The sequence below is a fragment of the Streptomyces javensis genome (assembly GCF_039525925.1).
Classification (GTDB): Bacteria; Actinomycetota; Actinomycetes; order Streptomycetales; family Streptomycetaceae; genus Streptomyces; species Streptomyces asiaticus.
The window spans coordinates 1-17,056 of sequence record NZ_BAAAIF010000073.1; the positions used below are offsets into that span (position 1 = coordinate 1).

Here is a 17,056-nt window from a genome sequence, read left to right on the forward strand (position 1 = left end):
CCGCCGACCTCCTCATCCCCGCGGACCGCTGGGACATCGCCTACGACATCCCGGTCCCGCCCGTTACCTGACCTTGTGCATACAGCCGCCGAACGCCGCCTTCTGCGTGCCCGCCCGCCGCCGACGGGCCGGGCCAACGGTCACCGGAGGAGGGAGCGGCCGCTGTCCTTCAGGTTATGCACTGGGATGACGAGATCCGCAGTGCCGAGGGGATCGCGCCGCAGTAGGTCAAAATCTCCGATGCCGAAGTCGATGAAGCGGTCACGCTGATGGAGGCCATGGGCGACGTCGACATCAACCAGTACAAGGACCAATACCGCGAGGCGCTGGAAACGATCATCCGAGCCAAGGCCGAAGGGGTCGAACCGCCCGAGATGGAAGCTCCTGCCGAGCCCAAAGGCAAGGTTGTCGATCTCATGTCCGCACTACAGGACAGCGTGCGCGCCGCCAGGAAGAGCCGCGGCGAGGACGCCGGCGACGAAGCTGAGGTACGCGAGATCAGCGGGCAGCGGGTGGCGCCGAAGAAGACCGCCGCGAAGAAGACGAGCGCAGGCGGGAAGAAGGCAGCGGCGAAGAAGACCTCGAGGAAGCGGCCGGCGTCGTAAGCGAGTGAAGGACAAGCTCAGCCGTTCTTGCGCTTCGTCTGCGGCTGTCGAGCGACGTTGTGGGCCTTCATCTGCGCCACCACCTTGTCGTGCAGTTCGCGCAGCGGCCCCAGCTCGGCTGGCAGCGCCAGCGTCACGGCGGTGCAGCCCTTGCGGCGGGTGAGAGTGACGGCCAGTTCACCGCTGTGCTTCTCCCATATCCGCACGAACAGCGAGGCCCGACCGGTGTGCACGGGGCCGCCTACGGCCTCCCGCTCGGCGATCATGCGGGTGAGGTTGCCGTAGAGGCGCTGCAGCGGGCCAGCCTCGGTGGGCAGCGGCACATGCCGCACGGATGCCTCTGGGCGGGGCGTGTCGGCGGCGTGCAGGCCGCCGTAGCGGTCCTTCCACACCCACACCGTGATCGTGTTGGACTGCTCTGCTGTTCCGGTGCCCGCGTTCGCGCGCGGCTTCGACGACACCGGGTCCTTCCCCACAGTCCGTGCAGGAGCCGTCGGGGCGGGCGCGCCAGCCTGTGCGCGTTCTGCACGCTTTACCCAGCGGTCGATCTCCTGGTGCTGGGACGCGGTGACGTACTTGCCCGCCTTGTCCGCCTCTTCGACGAGCAACTGCACCTGGCTGTACAGCGTCGCTTTCGACATGTGGCGCCGCGGACGGTGTCGCAGATCTCTCAGGACCCGGCGCACCGTCTCGAAGGCGGCCCGCGCGGTCAACTCCGCCAACTCCTCTTCTGCCCGTTCCATGGCTCGCGCAGCGTTCGCGGCCTCCTGCACTCGGGTCTGCGCGACCACGAAGTCGACGGCAGCACCCGCGATCCGGTCCTCGTCCTCGGTCCGGTCGTGCGCGGCGGTCGCGTTGGCGCGGGCCAGCAGTTCTCGGGCCAGCTTGGCATTCCGGGTCGTCACGGCCTCGTCCAGGCGCGCGAACAATTCACGCCGGACGTCGGCCTGGCCCCGCAGCCACTGATGCGCGTCGCGTACGGCGTTGGCCAACTCCGTCTGTATCGCCGAACTGGCCCCGGTCAGGTCGGCTATCTCGCGGCTCACCCGATTCACCACGACAACGGACTCCACTTTGCGGGCACTGGCCAGCTGGCGCAGCAGCACCTGCGCGCGGGCCTCAACGTCCGGTTCCTTCTTGGCCTTCGCCGCAGGCCAGCGCGACGGAGGGGCCGTGGTACGTGCCCTGATGATGCGTTCGACGGCCGGCGTCGACAGCCCCCGCTCCGTCATCGCGCAGTCGTCCAGGCCGAACCATTCCGTGGGCCGCGCGAACGCCTCGGTGCCGATACGGACCCGCCGGGCGGTGCCCTCGCTGTCCAGGCGGATGCGGTGGATGTACCAGCGGCGGATCAGCGTGTCCCGGTCCACCGGCACCGACATCCCCAGCACCGGCTCGCTGCCCTCGTCCCACACCGGGGCCACCGCCTGGTCCAGATGCACCCGCAGCCCGCCGCGCCGCCAGTGGATGTCGACCACGGAGCCGACCGGCACGCCGTCGGGCTGGGCGAAGTCGAAGCGGGCCTGCTCGCCCCGGCCGTGAAGCCAGGTGGCGGCCGCGGCCTTCACGTACAGGTGGTCGGCGCTGGCCACGCCCCGGGAGCGGCGCCGGCACACGTGCGGCAGCCCGTCCGGGTCCGGGTGATGGGCGAAGTGACAGACCCGGTCGGTGTAGAGCTTGGTGGTCAGCTGGCCGCCGCAGCCGCCGAGCAGCAGCCCGCACCAGAACGTCTCGTGCTCGAACCGGCGGCGGAACGCGTCCAGCTCGATCGCCTCCAGTGGCAGCATCAGCGGCTCCTCCGAGTCCGCGCTGCCCAACACCGCCGTCTGGATCTGCCGCCTGTCATCCTGCAAGAAGCCCCACCCTTTCGCCCCAACTCATGTTGCCACCAGCGTCGTTGATCCCTCCAGATGCGCTTGAGCCACCACCGGCACATGCCGTGATGCAGAACGGGAGAAGAAAGAGTTCCAAGTCGACCGGCGGGCCGCCTTGACCCCGGTAGCGTCCTTGGCCATGACGACTCAGCAAGGGGAGGACGCGACGGCCGGCACAGCCGTCGATGAGAAGGAAGCAGCACGGCGTGCGCTGGAGGCGCAGCTGTCGTGGGAGGACCCGGAGCAGGAACCGGGGCAGCCGTGCCCGTGCGGGAGCTCGGACGGGCTGCACGGTGAGGAGTGCGACTGCGAGGAAGGGGCGGTCCTGATCCACACGATGCGCATCCCGGGCAGCACCGAGGACGTCACGCTGTGGGAGGACACCTTCGCCTGCACCCACGGCTGCAACGAGTACATCGAGAAGGTCACCCTGCCCGAAGCGCCGTGGGGGGTACGGGAACAGGCCGTTGATCGCCGGGGCGTTCGGTACGAGCGCATCCGCCTCTTCCCGGGCATCGTTCACGGCCAGGAGGAGCTGCTGCCCGGCTTCGGGGAGCGGTAGACGCAGACCAAGGGCGGGCAAGCTCGATTAACTGGACGCGTTCGGCTTGGGCCGCACCATGCCGAACGCGTGGGCTGTTTCTCGGCAGCGCGCCGTACTCATCGACCGACCTGCACGGTGACGTAAAGGTTCCCCGCCTGGCCCCCGTTCGTCCCGGGTGCTCCCAGCCCCTTGAGCCGTAGCTGCTGGCCCTCCCGGACCCCAGCAGGGATGCGGACTTTCACGCTGCGTTTTTCTTTGATCTCGCCGGACCCGTCGCACGCAGAACAGCTGGCTGGGTTCTGTACGCCTGCTTGGGCGGTGCCGCAGTCCGGGCAGGGTTTGGGGCCGACGATACGCAGAACGATGACCGTGCCATCAGCTGCCTCATCCCGACTCAGGCGTACCTCGGACGCGATGTCCCGTCCGCGGCGCGGTGGGGCCTCGCTGAAGTGGCGGTCACCGATGTCCCCGATGATGGCCCAGACCTCTTCGGCACTCTGCGGGCGGTCGGATGGATCTTTGGCCAGCAGGCGGGTTACGAGGTCGTTCAGCTCCGGTGGAGTGTCCGGGCGCAGGCTGAGCAGGGGTGGGGGCTGCTCGTGAAGGTGCTGATGGACCAGGTGCCAGGAGGTGCCGTCGAAGGGGCGCCGGCCAGCGAGCATCTCGTAGAGGACGCAGCCGAGGGAGTACAAGTCGGAGCGGTGGTCGAAGGTGCCGGAGAAGCACTCGGGGGCCATGTAGGCGGGGGTTCCGATGAGGATGCCGGTGGCGGTGATGTCGTGGCGGTCGTCGCTGCCTTTGGTGATGCCGAAATCTACGACCTTGGCCGGGCCGTCGGGCAGGAGCATGATGTTGGAGGGCTTGATGTCCCGGTGGGTCAGTCCCGCGCGGTGAGCGGCGTCCAGGGCGTCCGTGACACAGCTCGCGGTCGTCAGGGTCTTCCCCATGTCCAGCGGCCCGGCTTCCAGGACGGTGCTGAGGGATTTGCCCGGGAGGAACTCCATCACCAGATAGGCGAACATCTGCCCGTCGTGCAGAGCGGATCCGAAGTCGTGGATGGTGACGATGCAGAAATGCGACAGGCCGCCGGCGACCGCAGCCTCGCGGGCGAACCGCGCGACCTGCTGGCTGCCCTCCAGCCCGCCGGCCCCGGTGAGGACCTTGACCGCAACCGTCCGGTCGACCTTCGGGTCGTGCGCCTTCCAGACCTGCCCGAACCCGCCCGTCCCGATCGGCTCCATAAGCCGGTAGCGCCCGTCCAGCACAGTCCCTGCCCGCACAGTTCCCCCTTCTACAGCCACCGCGACGCACTGTCTTCGACGGATGTACCCGTCACGCTACGCCGACGGAACCACCGACGGCAGACCAACCGCTGACCAGCTGCGGCCCGCCCCAGCTATGCGGTCTCGGGAGGTTGATGGACGCATCACTCATGCGACAGCGGGTCCACGGCCGCGTACCTCACGGTTGAAACGCACCTGTTCACAGCCCAGACACAACCCGCCCGGGGTGACCCGCCGAACGTCCTTGCCGCACCCCGCGCAGACCGGGCCATCGTCCGCGGGCTCAGGCATCGCCCGGGTCGCCTCCCGCAGCTGGGCGAGCTGGGTGGTCAGCAGGTGCTCCGCGGTCCGCTGCCGGGCCTGCCAGGCAACCTGTGCGGCCGCCGACTCGGCCTCGTCCTCGAGGGCGCCAACAGGCCGGTTTCGCAGGGCCGTTCCGTATGCCTGGCGCGCCTCGGCCTCGGCGGCCGCCGTGCGGCCCAGCATCTCCAGGGCGCACCGCCGGTACTCCGGGGCCTCCTGCTGCACCACCTGGAGCGCGGCGAAGGCGAGCGCGGCCGCCGCTGCGACCGGGTCCGCATCCAGCTCGCCCGGCTCCACCAGCTCCATGAACGCGCGCTGGGCGGTGGCGATGTCGGTCTCCAGGGACGCCCTTACACAGGCGGTGACGGCGGCGACATCGTCCGGGTCGTCCAGATCAGCGGACCAGGCGGCCGCGACCAGGCCGGCCTCCACCGTCAGGGCCTCGGTCCGGCGCCGGTAGCCGCACGCCTCACACAGCCCGGCCGCCCGCTCCTGCCCGCAGTCCTCACACGGCAGCGCCCGGCGAACCGCGTCGGCGGCGGCCTCAGCCGCGCGTTCGCGCTCTGCCCGCTCCTGGGCAGCCGCACGGGCAGCGTCCCGGCGGGCCTGCTCCGCGGCGGCTTGCTCGCGGCGCCGCATGACGTCTTCCGCCTCGATAGCGGCCTGCTGACGAAGCCGGTCCTCAAGGACCTGGCGGCGCTGGTCGACATCGAGGCCGGGCAGCTCCCGGTCGATCTGCGCCGCGATCCGGGCGCGCCGGGCACGGCGGAGGTGGATCACGTTGCGGCAGTTCTCGCAGTCGCCGCCGCTGTCCAGCCGGATCCCGTCGTCACAGCGGCCGTCTGGGCAGGCCGGCCGCTGCACCAAGCCCCGCCGGATGAGCCAGCTGTACGGGCTCCGCACCAGGGCCTCCCCGCCGATCTCCTCCAGCCGGTCGGTGAGCCGGTCGGCCAGCAACTGCGGGGCGGCATCCGGCTGCATCAGCAGATTCTTCAGCCGCCCCAGCTCCCTCTTCGCAGCCGCCTCGACCTGCTCCTGCTGCCAGCCATTCAGCCGCTCCCACAACCACGCGACGGGCCCCAGCGCCACCCGCAGACCAAGATCAGCCGGAAGGCCCACCCTCCGCTGCCGCTGCGCCTTGTCCCAACCCACGGCCTTTGGTTGGCCACCGGCCTCAGCACCGGCAGCACGCTGCCCATCACGCCCTTCGACTGGAGACTCCTTGGGCTTTTCCCCGCGTAGCGGGCCATCCTCAGCCACCATCAGTGCTGACCCGGCAGAGGCCGTTTCACTGTCAACGGCCTGGTCCTCGCGCGCGTACGCGCGCTCCGGCCGAGGGCCTTTACCCCCACGGCCTTCGCCGGAAAAGCCACCAGAGAGCTGCGGGGGAACAACAGGAGCAACCAGGTGAGGGTGATCAGTGTGAAGGGCTGCCGCAACGTCGGGCTCTGCAACACCAGTCACATCCGTCACTGGCATGCTGCTGACCTGCGATTCCCTCTCCGGCTCCGATGGCTCACCAGGCCCTGCCGCAACGTCGGGGTCTGAAAACTCAGGCTCCAGGGCCTCCGCACGGTCCCCCCGGACGTCGTCGGCGACCGTGCGGCCGTGCGCGGCGGCGACCACCGGCACCATCAGCCGCGACCGGTTCGCCAGCCCGGAGCTCGTCTGCAGACGCACCCGGCGCACCAGGCCTAGGTTCTCCAGCCGCTCCAGCACCCGCTCCCCCGCCGACGCCGAGCAGCCCAGCAGCCGGGCCACCGTTACCGCAGCACGACCCCGCTTGGAGTCCACCACGCCGCCGCACTGCCGCACCCGCCCGGTCTGCCGCGCTTCCAACGCCAGCAGCAGCAGCGCCAGCCGGTCCGTCGCCGCGCCCCGACCGGTACGCGCACCGATCAGCCCGGCCGGAGTCACCCGACCGTCCCGGTGTTTCCAACCCGGCGCCATCACGGCCTCGACCAGCCGCAGCAGCGTCGCGTACTCCTTCTTCGACAGATTCAGCGGGTGTCCGACCACGCCCTGCGCCGCCCATAGCGGCAGCACCTGGCATTTCAGCCCGTTGTCCTGGCCGTACTCCCCCTCCGCCGTATCGACAGACACCACACCGGACGCGCGCAGCGCCGGCAGCACGTCGGAGGCGACGTACGACGCCGACATCCCCAGCCACCGGGCCAACTCACCCGTGCGGATCTCCACCTCACCGGTCTCCGACGGTGTCCGCGACGCCAGCACGATCACTGCCAGCCGCACTGCGTCCACGGCACCGGTCAAACCAGCCGTGTCCAGCAACGCGCGCACAGCACCCCCGAGCCGAGCCCGGGCCTGCCAGCCCAACGCCAGAGGATGCCCCGGACGCTGCTGCGTCGCCGGAACAGGGCCAAGAGGCGTCCTGGCGACGCGAGGACCCGGCAGGAACCCAACCGCGTCCACCGCCGCCACTGCACTCATCGGCCCACCTGCGCAGACGGCGCGGAGGGGAACCTGCTGGCGGGCCCGTCGTTGCCCAGGACATGGCATCCAAGAAGAAGGACCCGGCAGCCCGCCGTGCCCGAGAGTCCGCCCGCAGGGCGGCTGCCGCACAGCGAATCGGCCCCCGCCCAGTTCGGACTCCCCGCCCCCGACAGCCCAAGACCCTGTACGACCTGAAGCCGCCCGGCGTCTTCTACCAGGACTGGGAACGCCCGATCGGCGCCGACGACGACGTCATGAGCAAGATCGACGCGGCATTCGGCACGGAGTCCCGGGAGGCCACCACGATGCGGCTGATGCTGGACTACCGCCGCTTCTACGGACCGAACATCCCGCTGGGCGCCGCCGGACATCTCGACCTCATCCTGGAGAACACGAACCTGGCCGAGGCCATGGGCGTCACACAGACCGAAACGCGTGACTCCGTGCACTCGCTTCACGCTCAGGGCCTGCTGCTCATCGCCGACGACGGGTGCCTGTGGCTGACTGTCCCGCCCGGAACCCCGTACTCGGCCCCGAACGGGCAGTGGGCGTTCGGGGAGAAGAAATCCGACGCGCCGCGGGAACTTGCCGCTGGCGGCTGACTTCAAGAACACACTCCGCTGGCCAGACTTGCCGGAGAAGGTCATGGAGATCATTCCGACAGGCTCGGCGGTCCGGCCTGTGGACAGAGATCGAAGCGAACCGTCGTGACGGCTGACACGGGGCGCATAGGAGTGGACGGGCAGGACGGTGAACGCGGAAGTGGTCCTCACACCTGCTACAGGTGTGGGAATCCACTGCGGTGTGACACCGGTCGGCCGATCGTCCCGCCGGGCGGGATGGACCAGGCAAAACGGGCTGTGAGATTTCACCAGACGGGAAGCCCTCAACCGGCAAACGTGGGTGAAAAGGGCATAACTGGGCTGGCGAAACCCAAAGTGGTCGTGCAAAATGACAACGCCTCCTGTTGTGCGGGTGGGCATGACGAAGCCCCAAACGGTGCTTCGTGGTTCTGGGAGGAACCTGATTCGCTCAGATCGACCGGGTGGTGCCGGACGATCTGGCCTTCGCCCCGGTTGGTAGCCGGAGCGGTGACGTGAAGGGCCGCAGGATCCGCAGGTGGCTGGTAACCACCAAGCGGACGCGGCCGACGACCTACCTCATCCCGACCCCCTCAACAGAGGGGCGCTTCGGCGCGGGGGCGGGATCAAACGCGAACACCCCGCCGACGGGCCAGCGCTCACGCATGCGTCGCTGACCCCACGGCGGGGTGCTGTGTGTCTGGTGCAGGGTACGGGTACCCTGTGTCATGTCGATCACCTGGACTCGCTGAAACGGGTGGTCGGCAGGCTTAGGGACTACCACCACAGAAGTCCCACGGCCCGCCCCCTCGACTTGCTGAAGGTCGTGGGGGCCATTCTCTTTTTGATCAACGTCGGAGACACGATACTCCCCCGCCGCGACGTTTGAAGCGCCCGGGGACCCCGTGTCGCCCGAGCGGAGATGTTCCACAGCTGACATCAAGTGACTCCACATCAGGGCTGCACCATCACAGCCCAATTCCTTCCCGAGCGGCGCTGGCAATGCCAAAGAGCTGAACACATCCTGCGAGCGAGAACCAAGGGCTGCGAACGAACACCTCCGCGCTTCCCGCCAGCCGGGCAGCGTGCGTCTAGGCTTCCCACCAGGCGGGAAGCGTAGACGTATGGTGCCCCGGCGCCGACGACTTGCCTTCACCCCGTCACCGAGCCCCATATGCGCTCCGGTCACAGGGGCGCCACTCGTGCTTCAGGAGGGAGTACAGCACGCTGTCCCGCCAGGACCCGTTCGTGAAGACGTGGTCGCGCAGCACTCCTTCCCGGGTGAACCCGAGCGTCTCGACCATGGAGATCGACGCTGCGTTCTCAGGTCCGATCGCCGCGCTGATCCGGTGCAGGCCCAGCTCGGTGAACGCATATCCGATTAGGGCGCGGGCCGCGTCTGTGGCGTAGCCGCGGCCCCATTCCGCTGCTGCGATCGCGTAGCCCAACTTTCCGGCGTTGACGCCGGCGTATCCGATCCGCGCGAAGCCGATGACACGGTCACCGCCCTGCTTGGTCACCGCCAGGTAGTACTCGGTCCGCGGTTCCTGCTGAGCGCGCTCCAGAGTCCCTTCGATCATGGCGATGGCCTGGTCCCGATTTCGGCTGTCGAAGGACAGCCACTCAGTGACCTTTTCATCACCGATGATCGCCAAGACGTCCTCGACGTCCGGTACGGCGAACTCGCGGAGGACGACTTTGTCGCCGACGAGGCGGATCGGATATGGCAACGGGTCTCCTAGCGTGGCAGCGACTTGAGCGGTGTGCGGGTGAAGAGTTCGATCTGCTCCTGCAGATCAGCGCCAGCATCGGCGAGGGGCGAGTCACGCAGCGCGCGGTGCACACGCTGCGTGCAGTGGATGATTCCGTTGATGCGCTGCTCGGGAGTCAGACCGAGGACTGGAGCCACTGCCTCTTCGGCGCCTTCCAGCTCGCCAGCCTGGATGCGCGCGATGGCCAGGGCGCTGTGGGAGCCGGCCTGGTCACCGAAGGCCCACTCGGGAGACGAACTGTCCTCGTATGCCTCCACCGCACGCGTGGCGTAATCGCCAGCGACTGCGGCCTGGGAGGGCAGCCACGACAAGGTTTCAGCCGCGTAGTAGATCTGCCGAGTGCGGCCGAAACTGCACAGGCCGCCCAACTCGTCGACCTCATCCTCCTGAACGCTGTCCCAGGCGCTCTCCGCTCGCTCGATCGCGGCCCGTGCCGCATTCGCGTTGCCGAGCGCTGCCCAGGCACGAGCCTCGTTCATCGGCAGCCACACGCTGGATGTGTTGTTCGTGGCGAACTCCGTGCCCGACTGGGCGTAGCGGACGGACTCCCGTGTGCGGCCAGCCCAGTAGGAGACCAGCGACTGGATGCCTCGGATCCAGGCTCGCAGGCCGTTGTGGTCGGCGTTGTCCGCGCAGACGAACGCTGTCCGTGCCTGTGTCAGTGCCGCATGGGGGTCGGCAAGGTCGTGCGACGCCTTCGCAAGCAGACCTCCGGTTACCCCGGCGAGGAAGTACAGCTGCCTTCCCTGATCGGGACGTCGTTGCTGTTCCAACAGAGTGAAGACGGTGTCCTGCGCTGCGATGAGATTCGGCAGCAGCTCCGACAGCGGTCGCTGAGGGTAGTCCATAGCCAGCTGCTGAACGTCCGCGTGTACCTGTTCCATGACGTCGGACGTCAATTCGGTTTGGCCCGCCACAAGGGCGAAGTGTTTGGCGCGTCGTGCTGCCATCTCAATCAACTCCCGGTCTGCCGTCGGCCGCCCTGTGGCCAGGACCAGCCCCGTAGATTCGTCCACCGCCGGTAACGCTCCGCCGTCCCACGGGGCGAGCAGTTCATCGAGCGGCTTGCCGAACATTTGTTGCAGAACGCGGCGCATGACCGGGGTGGTGTTGGCCCGCTGACCACTGGCCAGCCGACGTAGATGCCGAGAGCTGAGGGTGACGTTCTCTCCCAGCTCTTCGGCGAGCCGTCCGAATTCGCGGACGATCTCTTCGTACGTGCGCGGCTGCTGGCGCAGTAGGAACTCCAGCGTGGTGCGTGGATCTCCTTGGCGTGCGTTGCCGGCCACTGGTCCTCCCGAGTCACGAATGCGTGCTCTGCGCGACCAGTGTCATGCGGCGACGACGGCAAATCAGCAGAGCGAACGCCTTGGTCCGATAGTGGTCCGCTTCATGTCCTGGACTGGTCCGGGACGGGGCAGCTGTGGGACCTCGTCTGGTCATGCTCCCGCAATCCACGGTTGTGAACAGCGAATTCACGAGAGTCCGTTGAGCTGAGGAGGGGGCGCCATGTCCGAGAAGCGGCACCTGGTGACCGACGCGCACGGCCGATCTCTCGACCTCATGTCCGTTGGCCAGGTACCCCCGGTGCCTGCTGACGCTGGAACGCGTCGGCACGGAAAGTTTCCTGTCGTCGGTATCACTGGGGTGCTGGTCGGTGGCGCTGTCGGGATTGTGCTGATAATTGCGATCCGCGACATCGCTATGACGTTGGCGGGTACGAGTGTCGGCGGTGTCGTCCTTAAGGCCCTGCTGGCACCGTCGAGGCGACAGGAGCGGTGAGCGCCGTGGCCGTCGACTTGGGGAGCCGCATGATTCGGGAGCGGCGGACTGCTCGGCACACGAGCGAGGGCTGGCCGCCGCTCTCGGGGCAGGGACCCAGTGCATCAGCTGCTCGTAGTCAGCTTGGGGCCGACGCCGCGCTCTTGACCTGCTGGGCGTTGGAAGAGCGCACCGCTCTGCCGGCCTTCCGCGTCCACTGTGCGTACGTGTGTGAAGCCGCGGTTGCTGTAGTAGGAAAGCAGATCGCCGTTGCTCCGCCAGGCGTCCAGGCGCAGCCAGGTCTTGCCTTGGTCGGCGGCGCGCTGGCTGGCCCAGTCGAGCATGGCAGAGCCGATTTCGAGACCGGCGACATCGCGTCGGACAACCATACGGTGCACGTAAAGGGCTGGTTCAGCGGCCTCCTCCTGGTTCCAGAAATCGCTATCGGCGTGCTCGTCCACTGTGATGGTGGCGATGGGGGCCTGGTCGACCTCAACGATCCAGCACTCGCCTGCGGCGATGTTCGCCTTGATCCGGTCCTCATGCGGTGCGTACTGCCACTGGTCGATGCCTCGATTGCGCAACCAGGACGCGGCGTGTCCCCACAGCTCCACGATGATCCGGAGGTCCTCTTCCGTGGCCTGGCGAATCGTCGGGTCCGAGCTGAGCTGCTGGCGACTGCGCTCGTAAGTGATGACGTGCCGGTCGCCCGGGAGCACATTCACCACGGTGCGCACGGGCTTGCCGTCCTCTGTGAAGCCGGTGCACAGGTGCACACCGACTGGGGTCCCGGGGCCGAGCTGCAGCCGGTCCGCCTCATCAGGAGTAGGCATTCGAACATGGATCTCGTCCAGAGCGCGGACCTGCTCGTATCCCAGCTCAGCCAGCACACCGTTGGCCCCACGGGCGATGTCGTCAGGGCGCATGATCTCGCTGTTCTGCACCAGTGCAAGAGGGAAGTGGCTGTCGTTGGTGTTGTAGGGCACGCCGTCCACGAAGCGGACCCGGCGGCGCACAACGACCAACTCATCCTCATCCAGCTGGAGGCGCTCCCGAACGTGTTTCGTGGGGGTCTCCACCTTGACCTCGATGTGCTGGCTGGCCTCGCGACCCTCCTCGGACATCTGGGTCAGGAACTGGTCCATCTCCGGCGACAGTGGTCGTTTCCGGAACTCGCCTTGCGGGCGGTAGACCATCGGCCGACGGCTGCGGACGAAGTAGCCGCGGGGGCGATCGCTGACGATCAGGCCTTCGTTGATCAGCACCTTCAAACCCTGTACGGCCGTGGTCCGAGTTGTGTTCCACTCGCTCGCGATCTCGGCCTCTGTGGGCAGTCGGGCACCCGGGCCGAGGGTTCCGTCCACGATCTCATCGCGGATCTTGTCCGCGATGCGCTGGTAGAGGGCGCGTGCCCTGCCGCTGACTGCCATGTCAGATGTCTACCTCCCGGTCAATGAGTAGTCAATCTAGCTGATCTAGTTTTCAGGGCTTGACCCCGGTAGCTCAGCGTGCAATCTTCGATGCGGCGGGCATTGAGTAGTCAATCTAGCTCGCCTAGTTCAACTGTGCTTTCTTGAAAGGGGCACCCTCCATGAACGTCACCTCCACACCCACCACCGATCTGGCCTCGCTCTACGGCCAGTACTCCGCTCGCCTCGCCGCGCACGCCGCTGAGCGCCTGGCCGCTGCGGGCGCTGACCCGGTCGACGAGGTTGACGACGTGACGCAGAAGGTGTGGCTGTGGGCTGCGCAGCAGCGTCGCCTGCCCGGGTGGGAGGGTCTGCAAGTGATGACGGGCTGGGTGGTTGAGGCGACTATCGCCGAGCGGCGGGCCCGGCCCGAGGTGCCGGTTGGCCTGCGGCCGTCCGGTACGCCGGTCGTTCCCCCTCTCGGCATCGAGAGCGTGCGGCCAGTGCGTATTGAGGTGGCCGAAGCGCCCGAGGCGTCCCCTCTCTCCTTGTCGCCCGCAGCCTGATCTCGCCGGGTCCTCACGGGGCCCGGCTCCCCCACCCGGGACCGCCCTCGGGCGGCGCCGGCTGAGGGAGCCGGAACCACGGTCCCTGCCCAAGCACCACCGCAGAACAGCAGGAGTCACCGTCCCTGGGGGCGGCGGCAGTGGGGTGAGCCGAGCTCCCCCGGCCGAGGCGCCTGTACCGAATATCGAGCACCACAGAACCACTTCGAACGGCGCTGCTGCGCTGTCTGTCCGCCAGGATCACCCAGCCGATAGGCCGGCCTGGCGCGGCAGAGAAGGCAGCACTCGCACCCGCTCTCACGTCAGGAGGATTCGATGCCCCGCATTCGTCCCGGCCGCGTCCGGACCAAGAACACCAACCGTCGTGCGCCGTTGCTGCTCAGCACCATGGCCGCGGAAGACTTCAACGTCCGTCCGGCCGAAGTGAAATCGATCGCGTGCCCCGACTGCCGCACCTGGCGTCGGATCATGGGTAACAAGGTCCTCAAGATCCGCGAGCACTGCATTTCCGACAAGGTTGCGGAGGGCGAGAAGCACGTCATGTGCCCCGGCAGCAACCAGGTCGTCATCGTCGACATCGACGTCCGACGGTGGCAGGCCAAGCAAGACCGGCTGCTGCGTTATGCGATGCCCCAGGAGAACCGGCGCGCGTCCCGCCAGTTCTACAAGCCGCTCCCGGCCCCGCCCTCTCCGGTCTCCCGGATCAAGGCGGAGGTCACGCTGGAGTCGACCCGCCAGTCCTATCTCGCTCATCGCAAGGGCTGCACGCGGTGCGTCGACGGTCAGCACTGCACCGACGGCGGCGTCCTCGCCCGTCGTTACGTCCTCGCGCTCAACCAGGAGCCCACCCGCCGCGGGGCCCGCGAGAAGCAGGAGCGCCAGGAGCGCCGCACCGCGCGGAAGCTGGCAGAACAGTGGCCGGCCGGGCGTCAGCGGCAGTGGGCCAAGCACGGCGGCGAGGCGGTTGAGACGGCGAACAACCGCTGCGCGGAGCGCGTCCCGGGATCGGTTTCCGAGTTCCGCGGCACCCAGGTCCCGCTGGTGCCGCAGGACGTGGAGGCGCACGACCGGCGACAGGCCGAGCTGGGCAAGCAGTACGTGCAGAAGACTTCGGCCAGGTCAGCCGCCTGACCCGCACACCGAGACGATCGACCACGGCCCCGGCCGCCCCGCATCGAGCGGGGCGGCCGGGGCCGTGGCTGCTCGTACGACAGCCAGGAAAACGATGACGGCCCCGGGATTGCGCCCCGGGGCCGTGGTCGGTCGCGCACCACCCGACTACGAGAGGAATCGACCTTGGGAACCATGATGACAGCTCCCCCGCCTCCGCGCGTACACGCGGGAGACAGCGACCCGAGCATCCCGGAGGCGCTGCACCGCGTCCGGCAGGATCGCCAGGAGCGGCCGCACCTCCCCACCGTCCCCGGGCTGCACGCTCGGCATCGCGTTCGCGGTGCCGTTGCCCAGGTAAGCGCCTCACCCGTCACGCTCAGCGCCGTCCGAGAGATGGTCGGCACGGTGCCGGTGGCGTACGGGGCGGACCACGAGACCGCCGAGGCCGCGCAGCTGGTGGTCTCCGAGCTCGTCAGCAACGCCGTACGGGCCTGTTGTCCCGATGCGCTGCTGGTGGTGGAGGTGCAGACCACCCTCGACGGCTGCATCACCCTGGCCGTCCACGACCCTGACGGTGACCATCTCCCGCAGCGGCGTGTGACGGCGATGGACAACGACGACACCGAGTCCGGCCGGGGCCTGCTCCTGCTGGATGTACTCGCCCCGGGCTGGATTGTCGAGCGCTCGCCGCTCGGCAAGCAGGTCAGGTGTCACATCCGCGGCGCGAGTGCTGATCAGGGTTGCATCTGCGGAAAGCCCGCGGACGACTGCACGTGCAAGGACCACCCGTGGCCGGGCAAACGGACGGCGGCGCCGACGGCGTGTGACTGGTGCGGTCAGCGTGACCACGACCCCATCAAGCCCCAGGACGACGACGTCGTGCCCACGACAGGGGCGGGCATGACCGCCCCCGGCCTGGGTCAGGGGCAGTCCGCGGGGGTATCGGCATGATCCTCATGTTCTTTGGCTGTCTCGGCATGACCGACGAAGAGCGCCAGCGGATGGAAGAGGAGCTCCGTCAGCGCAACGAACAGAGCCGCCGAGACCAGCAGGCCCGTGGCTGATCTCCTCCGGATGGCCCGTGCCGCGCAGGACCGCGCGGCGCGGGCCATCGCCGCCCGCGGCCCCTGCCATCCGATAGCTCTCGCTCTGGCCGACGCCGCCGCTACGGCGACGAACAGAGCGCTGGACAGAGGCCACCCCGTGCACGCCATCCACCCACCCCGAGAGGGTTCCCATGAGCGCACACAGCCCCACTACCGCGCCGATACCGCGTGATCCCCGTACGCCGCTCCAGCGCGCCCGCGACCAGTTGGCGGCCGCCCACCGGGAGCTGATCGGGCCGAGCCTGTCCCGCAGCAGGCGGGCCGAGATCGCCGACCGGATCTACCAGCTGAACGACGAGATCAGCAGTCTGGAGAGCTGATCTTGACCGCTTGCGGGGCGCCGCTGCCAGGCGCCCCGCACGGCAACACCCGCCCCGTGCCTGTGCGTTGCCTACTCCAGCCTTCCGGGCTGGGGCAGACAGCCGGACAGTCCGGACAGTAACGATCAATGGAGGACACGATGGACTGGCGTCACAACGCTGTGTGCCGTGAGGAAGACCCCGAGCTGTTCTTCCCGATCGGCAACGTCGGCCCCGCCGGGCTGCAGATCGATGAAGCCAAGGCTGTCTGCCGCCGCTGCCCCGTGATGGAGCAGTGCCTGCAGTGGGCGCTGGAGTCCGGTCAGGAATCGGGCGTCTGGGGCGGAATGAGTGAGGACGAGCGCCGTGCCATGAAGCGCCGCGCCGCACGCAACCGGGCGCGGCAGGCGGCGGCAGGATGACGGACGCCGACCAGGAGCGCCGAGGCTGACCGTCCGGCGGGACGGAAACCCAACTTCCCTCCCGCCGGGCACTGTTCGACCAGGCCGGTCGCCCGCAGGACGGGCGGCCGGCCTTTCGCACGCCTCCAGCCCGGGAGACCATCTCGGGCTTCCCTCGTAGGAGAGCCCATGCGTAGCAGCACCCCGCTCGACACCGCGACGATCACCGGCACCACCCGGTTGCCGGACTCCCTGTGTACACACACCCCGAAGTGCCCGACGGCTGACAGCCCGGACCGGGAGGCCGCACACGTTGTGGCCGCCCACCCGGAGCAGGGCTGGAGCCTTCTGTGCAACGGCCTTCTGCTCTTCGAGGACACCGGCGAGCTGCTCCCCGACGGCCGGGTCATCGCCCCGCATCGGCCCGTCGGGGTCGCGGCCTGACGGCTGCCTGATCCGCCCGTCCCGGCCGCCGACTCTCCGGCGGCCGGGTCGGGCGGTGACTGGGAGCCGGGCAGTCCGGACCCGCCGGCCCCGCGCCGGTGTACGCGATGAGGAGAGCACGTGACCCAGCCCCAGACGCAGGCCGTACAGCCGAAGGTCACCTATACCAAGGGCGACATCGTCCTGTTCCGCGACGTCGAACGGTTCTGGCTCGGGCTGCCCGGCCATACCTTCGTCGGTCGGGTGGAGCGGTCCTGGACGCACGCCGACACTCGCAAGGTCCTCTACGACCTGACCGAGCTGAGCGGCAACCGGGCCCGCGCCGGGATCGACCCCGTCTACATGCGGCTGCTCCCGGCCACCGACGCGATGCACGACATCGACACTGCGCCGCTGAGCGAGCCGGACACCGGGGCGATGACCCCGGCCGCTGTCGCCTGGCTGCGCCAGCACCTGCGGCCGGACGGCAGCGCGCTGCCCGCCCGTCCCTGACCACCTGCTCGAGTAGACGGCCCTCCGAGTCCTCGGCATTAGCGCTGCC

The 17,056-nt window shown here is 68.6% G+C and carries 16 protein-coding genes; 10 read left to right on the forward strand and 6 right to left on the reverse strand.

Going from position 1 to position 17,056, the window contains the following annotated elements:
* The first annotated feature begins 278 nt into the window (after positions 1–278).
* Entirely contained in the window at positions 279–605 is a 327-nt protein-coding gene (locus ABD329_RS39520; RefSeq protein WP_246618300.1) for a Ku family protein, read from the forward strand.
* A gap of 17 nt (positions 606–622) precedes the next feature.
* Here ABD329_RS39520 and ABD329_RS39525 read toward each other — a convergent pair whose 3' ends face one another.
* Complete coding sequence (locus tag ABD329_RS39525) at positions 623–2,458, reverse strand: hypothetical protein (RefSeq protein ID WP_198276095.1); 1,836 nt, start codon at positions 2,456–2,458, stop codon at positions 623–625.
* Between the two features lie 160 nt (positions 2,459–2,618).
* On the opposite strand from ABD329_RS39525, the gene ABD329_RS39530 reads away from it, so the two are divergent.
* Positions 2,619–3,041: a hypothetical protein gene (locus ABD329_RS39530; RefSeq protein ID WP_198276094.1), complete on the forward strand. Its 423-nt coding sequence runs from the start codon at positions 2,619–2,621 to the stop codon at positions 3,039–3,041.
* Positions 3,042–3,139: 98 nt separating this feature from the next.
* Here the strand turns inward: ABD329_RS39530 and ABD329_RS39535 are convergent, their stop codons facing one another.
* Complete coding sequence (locus ABD329_RS39535) at positions 3,140–4,303, reverse strand: protein kinase domain-containing protein (RefSeq protein ID WP_309142658.1); 1,164 nt, start codon at positions 4,301–4,303, stop codon at positions 3,140–3,142.
* Between the two features lie 150 nt (positions 4,304–4,453).
* On the reverse strand, positions 4,454–6,910 hold the full coding sequence (locus ABD329_RS39540; protein ID WP_309142657.1) for a hypothetical protein: 2,457 nt from the start codon (positions 6,908–6,910) through the stop codon (positions 4,454–4,456).
* Positions 6,911–7,122: 212 nt separating this feature from the next.
* Here ABD329_RS39540 and ABD329_RS39545 point away from each other — a divergent pair, with 212 nt between their 5' ends.
* Complete coding sequence (locus ABD329_RS39545) at positions 7,123–7,665, forward strand: hypothetical protein (protein WP_198276093.1); 543 nt, start codon at positions 7,123–7,125, stop codon at positions 7,663–7,665.
* Between the two features lie 1,139 nt (positions 7,666–8,804).
* On the opposite strand, the gene ABD329_RS39550 is transcribed toward ABD329_RS39545, so the two are convergent.
* From ABD329_RS39550 to ABD329_RS39560, 3 genes are all read right to left on the reverse strand, one after another.
* Positions 8,805–9,374, reverse strand: a complete 570-nt coding sequence (locus tag ABD329_RS39550; RefSeq protein WP_198276092.1) for a GNAT family N-acetyltransferase — start codon at positions 9,372–9,374, stop codon at positions 8,805–8,807.
* An 8-nt stretch (positions 9,375–9,382) separates the two neighbouring features.
* Complete coding sequence (locus ABD329_RS39555; RefSeq protein WP_198276091.1) at positions 9,383–10,705, reverse strand: NsdA family TPR-like regulatory protein; 1,323 nt, start codon at positions 10,703–10,705, stop codon at positions 9,383–9,385.
* Positions 10,706–11,302: 597 nt separating this feature from the next.
* Entirely contained in the window at positions 11,303–12,607 is a 1,305-nt protein-coding gene (locus ABD329_RS39560) for a GNAT family N-acetyltransferase (protein WP_198276090.1), read from the reverse strand.
* Positions 12,608–12,768: 161 nt separating this feature from the next.
* On the opposite strand from ABD329_RS39560, the gene ABD329_RS39565 reads away from it, so the two are divergent.
* The 7 genes from ABD329_RS39565 (at position 12,769) to ABD329_RS39595 (ending at position 17,007) form a co-directional block, all read left to right on the forward strand.
* Entirely contained in the window at positions 12,769–13,152 is a 384-nt protein-coding gene (locus ABD329_RS39565) for a hypothetical protein (protein ID WP_198276089.1), read from the forward strand.
* Between the two features lie 315 nt (positions 13,153–13,467).
* Positions 13,468–14,283 carry a hypothetical protein gene (locus ABD329_RS39570; protein WP_198276088.1) on the forward strand — a complete coding sequence of 272 codons (816 nt, stop codon included), beginning with the start codon at positions 13,468–13,470 and terminating at the stop codon, positions 14,281–14,283.
* Positions 14,284–14,460: 177 nt separating this feature from the next.
* On the forward strand, positions 14,461–15,216 hold the full coding sequence (locus tag ABD329_RS39575) for an ATP-binding protein (RefSeq protein WP_281404618.1): 756 nt from the start codon (positions 14,461–14,463) through the stop codon (positions 15,214–15,216).
* 286 nt (positions 15,217–15,502) lie between these two features.
* Positions 15,503–15,691 carry a hypothetical protein gene (locus ABD329_RS39580; protein WP_198276086.1) on the forward strand — a complete coding sequence of 63 codons (189 nt, stop codon included), beginning with the start codon at positions 15,503–15,505 and terminating at the stop codon, positions 15,689–15,691.
* Between the two features lie 140 nt (positions 15,692–15,831).
* The gene (locus ABD329_RS39585; RefSeq protein WP_198276102.1) at positions 15,832–16,092 is read left to right on the forward strand and encodes a WhiB family transcriptional regulator; all 261 of its coding nucleotides are present in this window, start codon (positions 15,832–15,834) and stop codon (positions 16,090–16,092) included.
* 231 nt (positions 16,093–16,323) lie between these two features.
* On the forward strand, positions 16,324–16,515 hold the full coding sequence (locus ABD329_RS39590; RefSeq protein ID WP_281404617.1) for a DUF5999 family protein: 192 nt from the start codon (positions 16,324–16,326) through the stop codon (positions 16,513–16,515).
* Positions 16,516–16,635: 120 nt separating this feature from the next.
* Entirely contained in the window at positions 16,636–17,007 is a 372-nt protein-coding gene (locus ABD329_RS39595) for a hypothetical protein (RefSeq protein WP_198276084.1), read from the forward strand.
* Positions 17,008–17,056 lie beyond the last annotated feature (49 nt).

Excerpts from the sequence above, each read along its gene's own strand:
- ABD329_RS39585 (WP_198276102.1), top strand. The coding sequence starts at position 15,832 with ATGGACTGGCGTCACAACGCTGTGTGCCGTGAGGAAGACCCCGAGCTG.
- ABD329_RS39570 (WP_198276088.1), top strand. The coding sequence starts at position 13,468 with ATGCCCCGCATTCGTCCCGGCCGCGTCCGGACCAAGAACACCAACCGT.
- ABD329_RS39575 (WP_281404618.1), top strand. The coding sequence starts at position 14,461 with ATGACAGCTCCCCCGCCTCCGCGCGTACACGCGGGAGACAGCGACCCG.
- ABD329_RS39520 (WP_246618300.1), top strand. The coding sequence starts at position 279 with ATGGGCGACGTCGACATCAACCAGTACAAGGACCAATACCGCGAGGCG.
- ABD329_RS39580 (WP_198276086.1), top strand. The coding sequence starts at position 15,503 with ATGAGCGCACACAGCCCCACTACCGCGCCGATACCGCGTGATCCCCGT.
- ABD329_RS39530 (WP_198276094.1), top strand. The coding sequence starts at position 2,619 with ATGACGACTCAGCAAGGGGAGGACGCGACGGCCGGCACAGCCGTCGAT.
- ABD329_RS39545 (WP_198276093.1), top strand. The coding sequence starts at position 7,123 with ATGGCATCCAAGAAGAAGGACCCGGCAGCCCGCCGTGCCCGAGAGTCC.
- ABD329_RS39565 (WP_198276089.1), top strand. The coding sequence starts at position 12,769 with ATGAACGTCACCTCCACACCCACCACCGATCTGGCCTCGCTCTACGGC.
- ABD329_RS39560 (WP_198276090.1), bottom strand. The coding sequence starts at position 12,607 with ATGGCAGTCAGCGGCAGGGCACGCGCCCTCTACCAGCGCATCGCGGAC.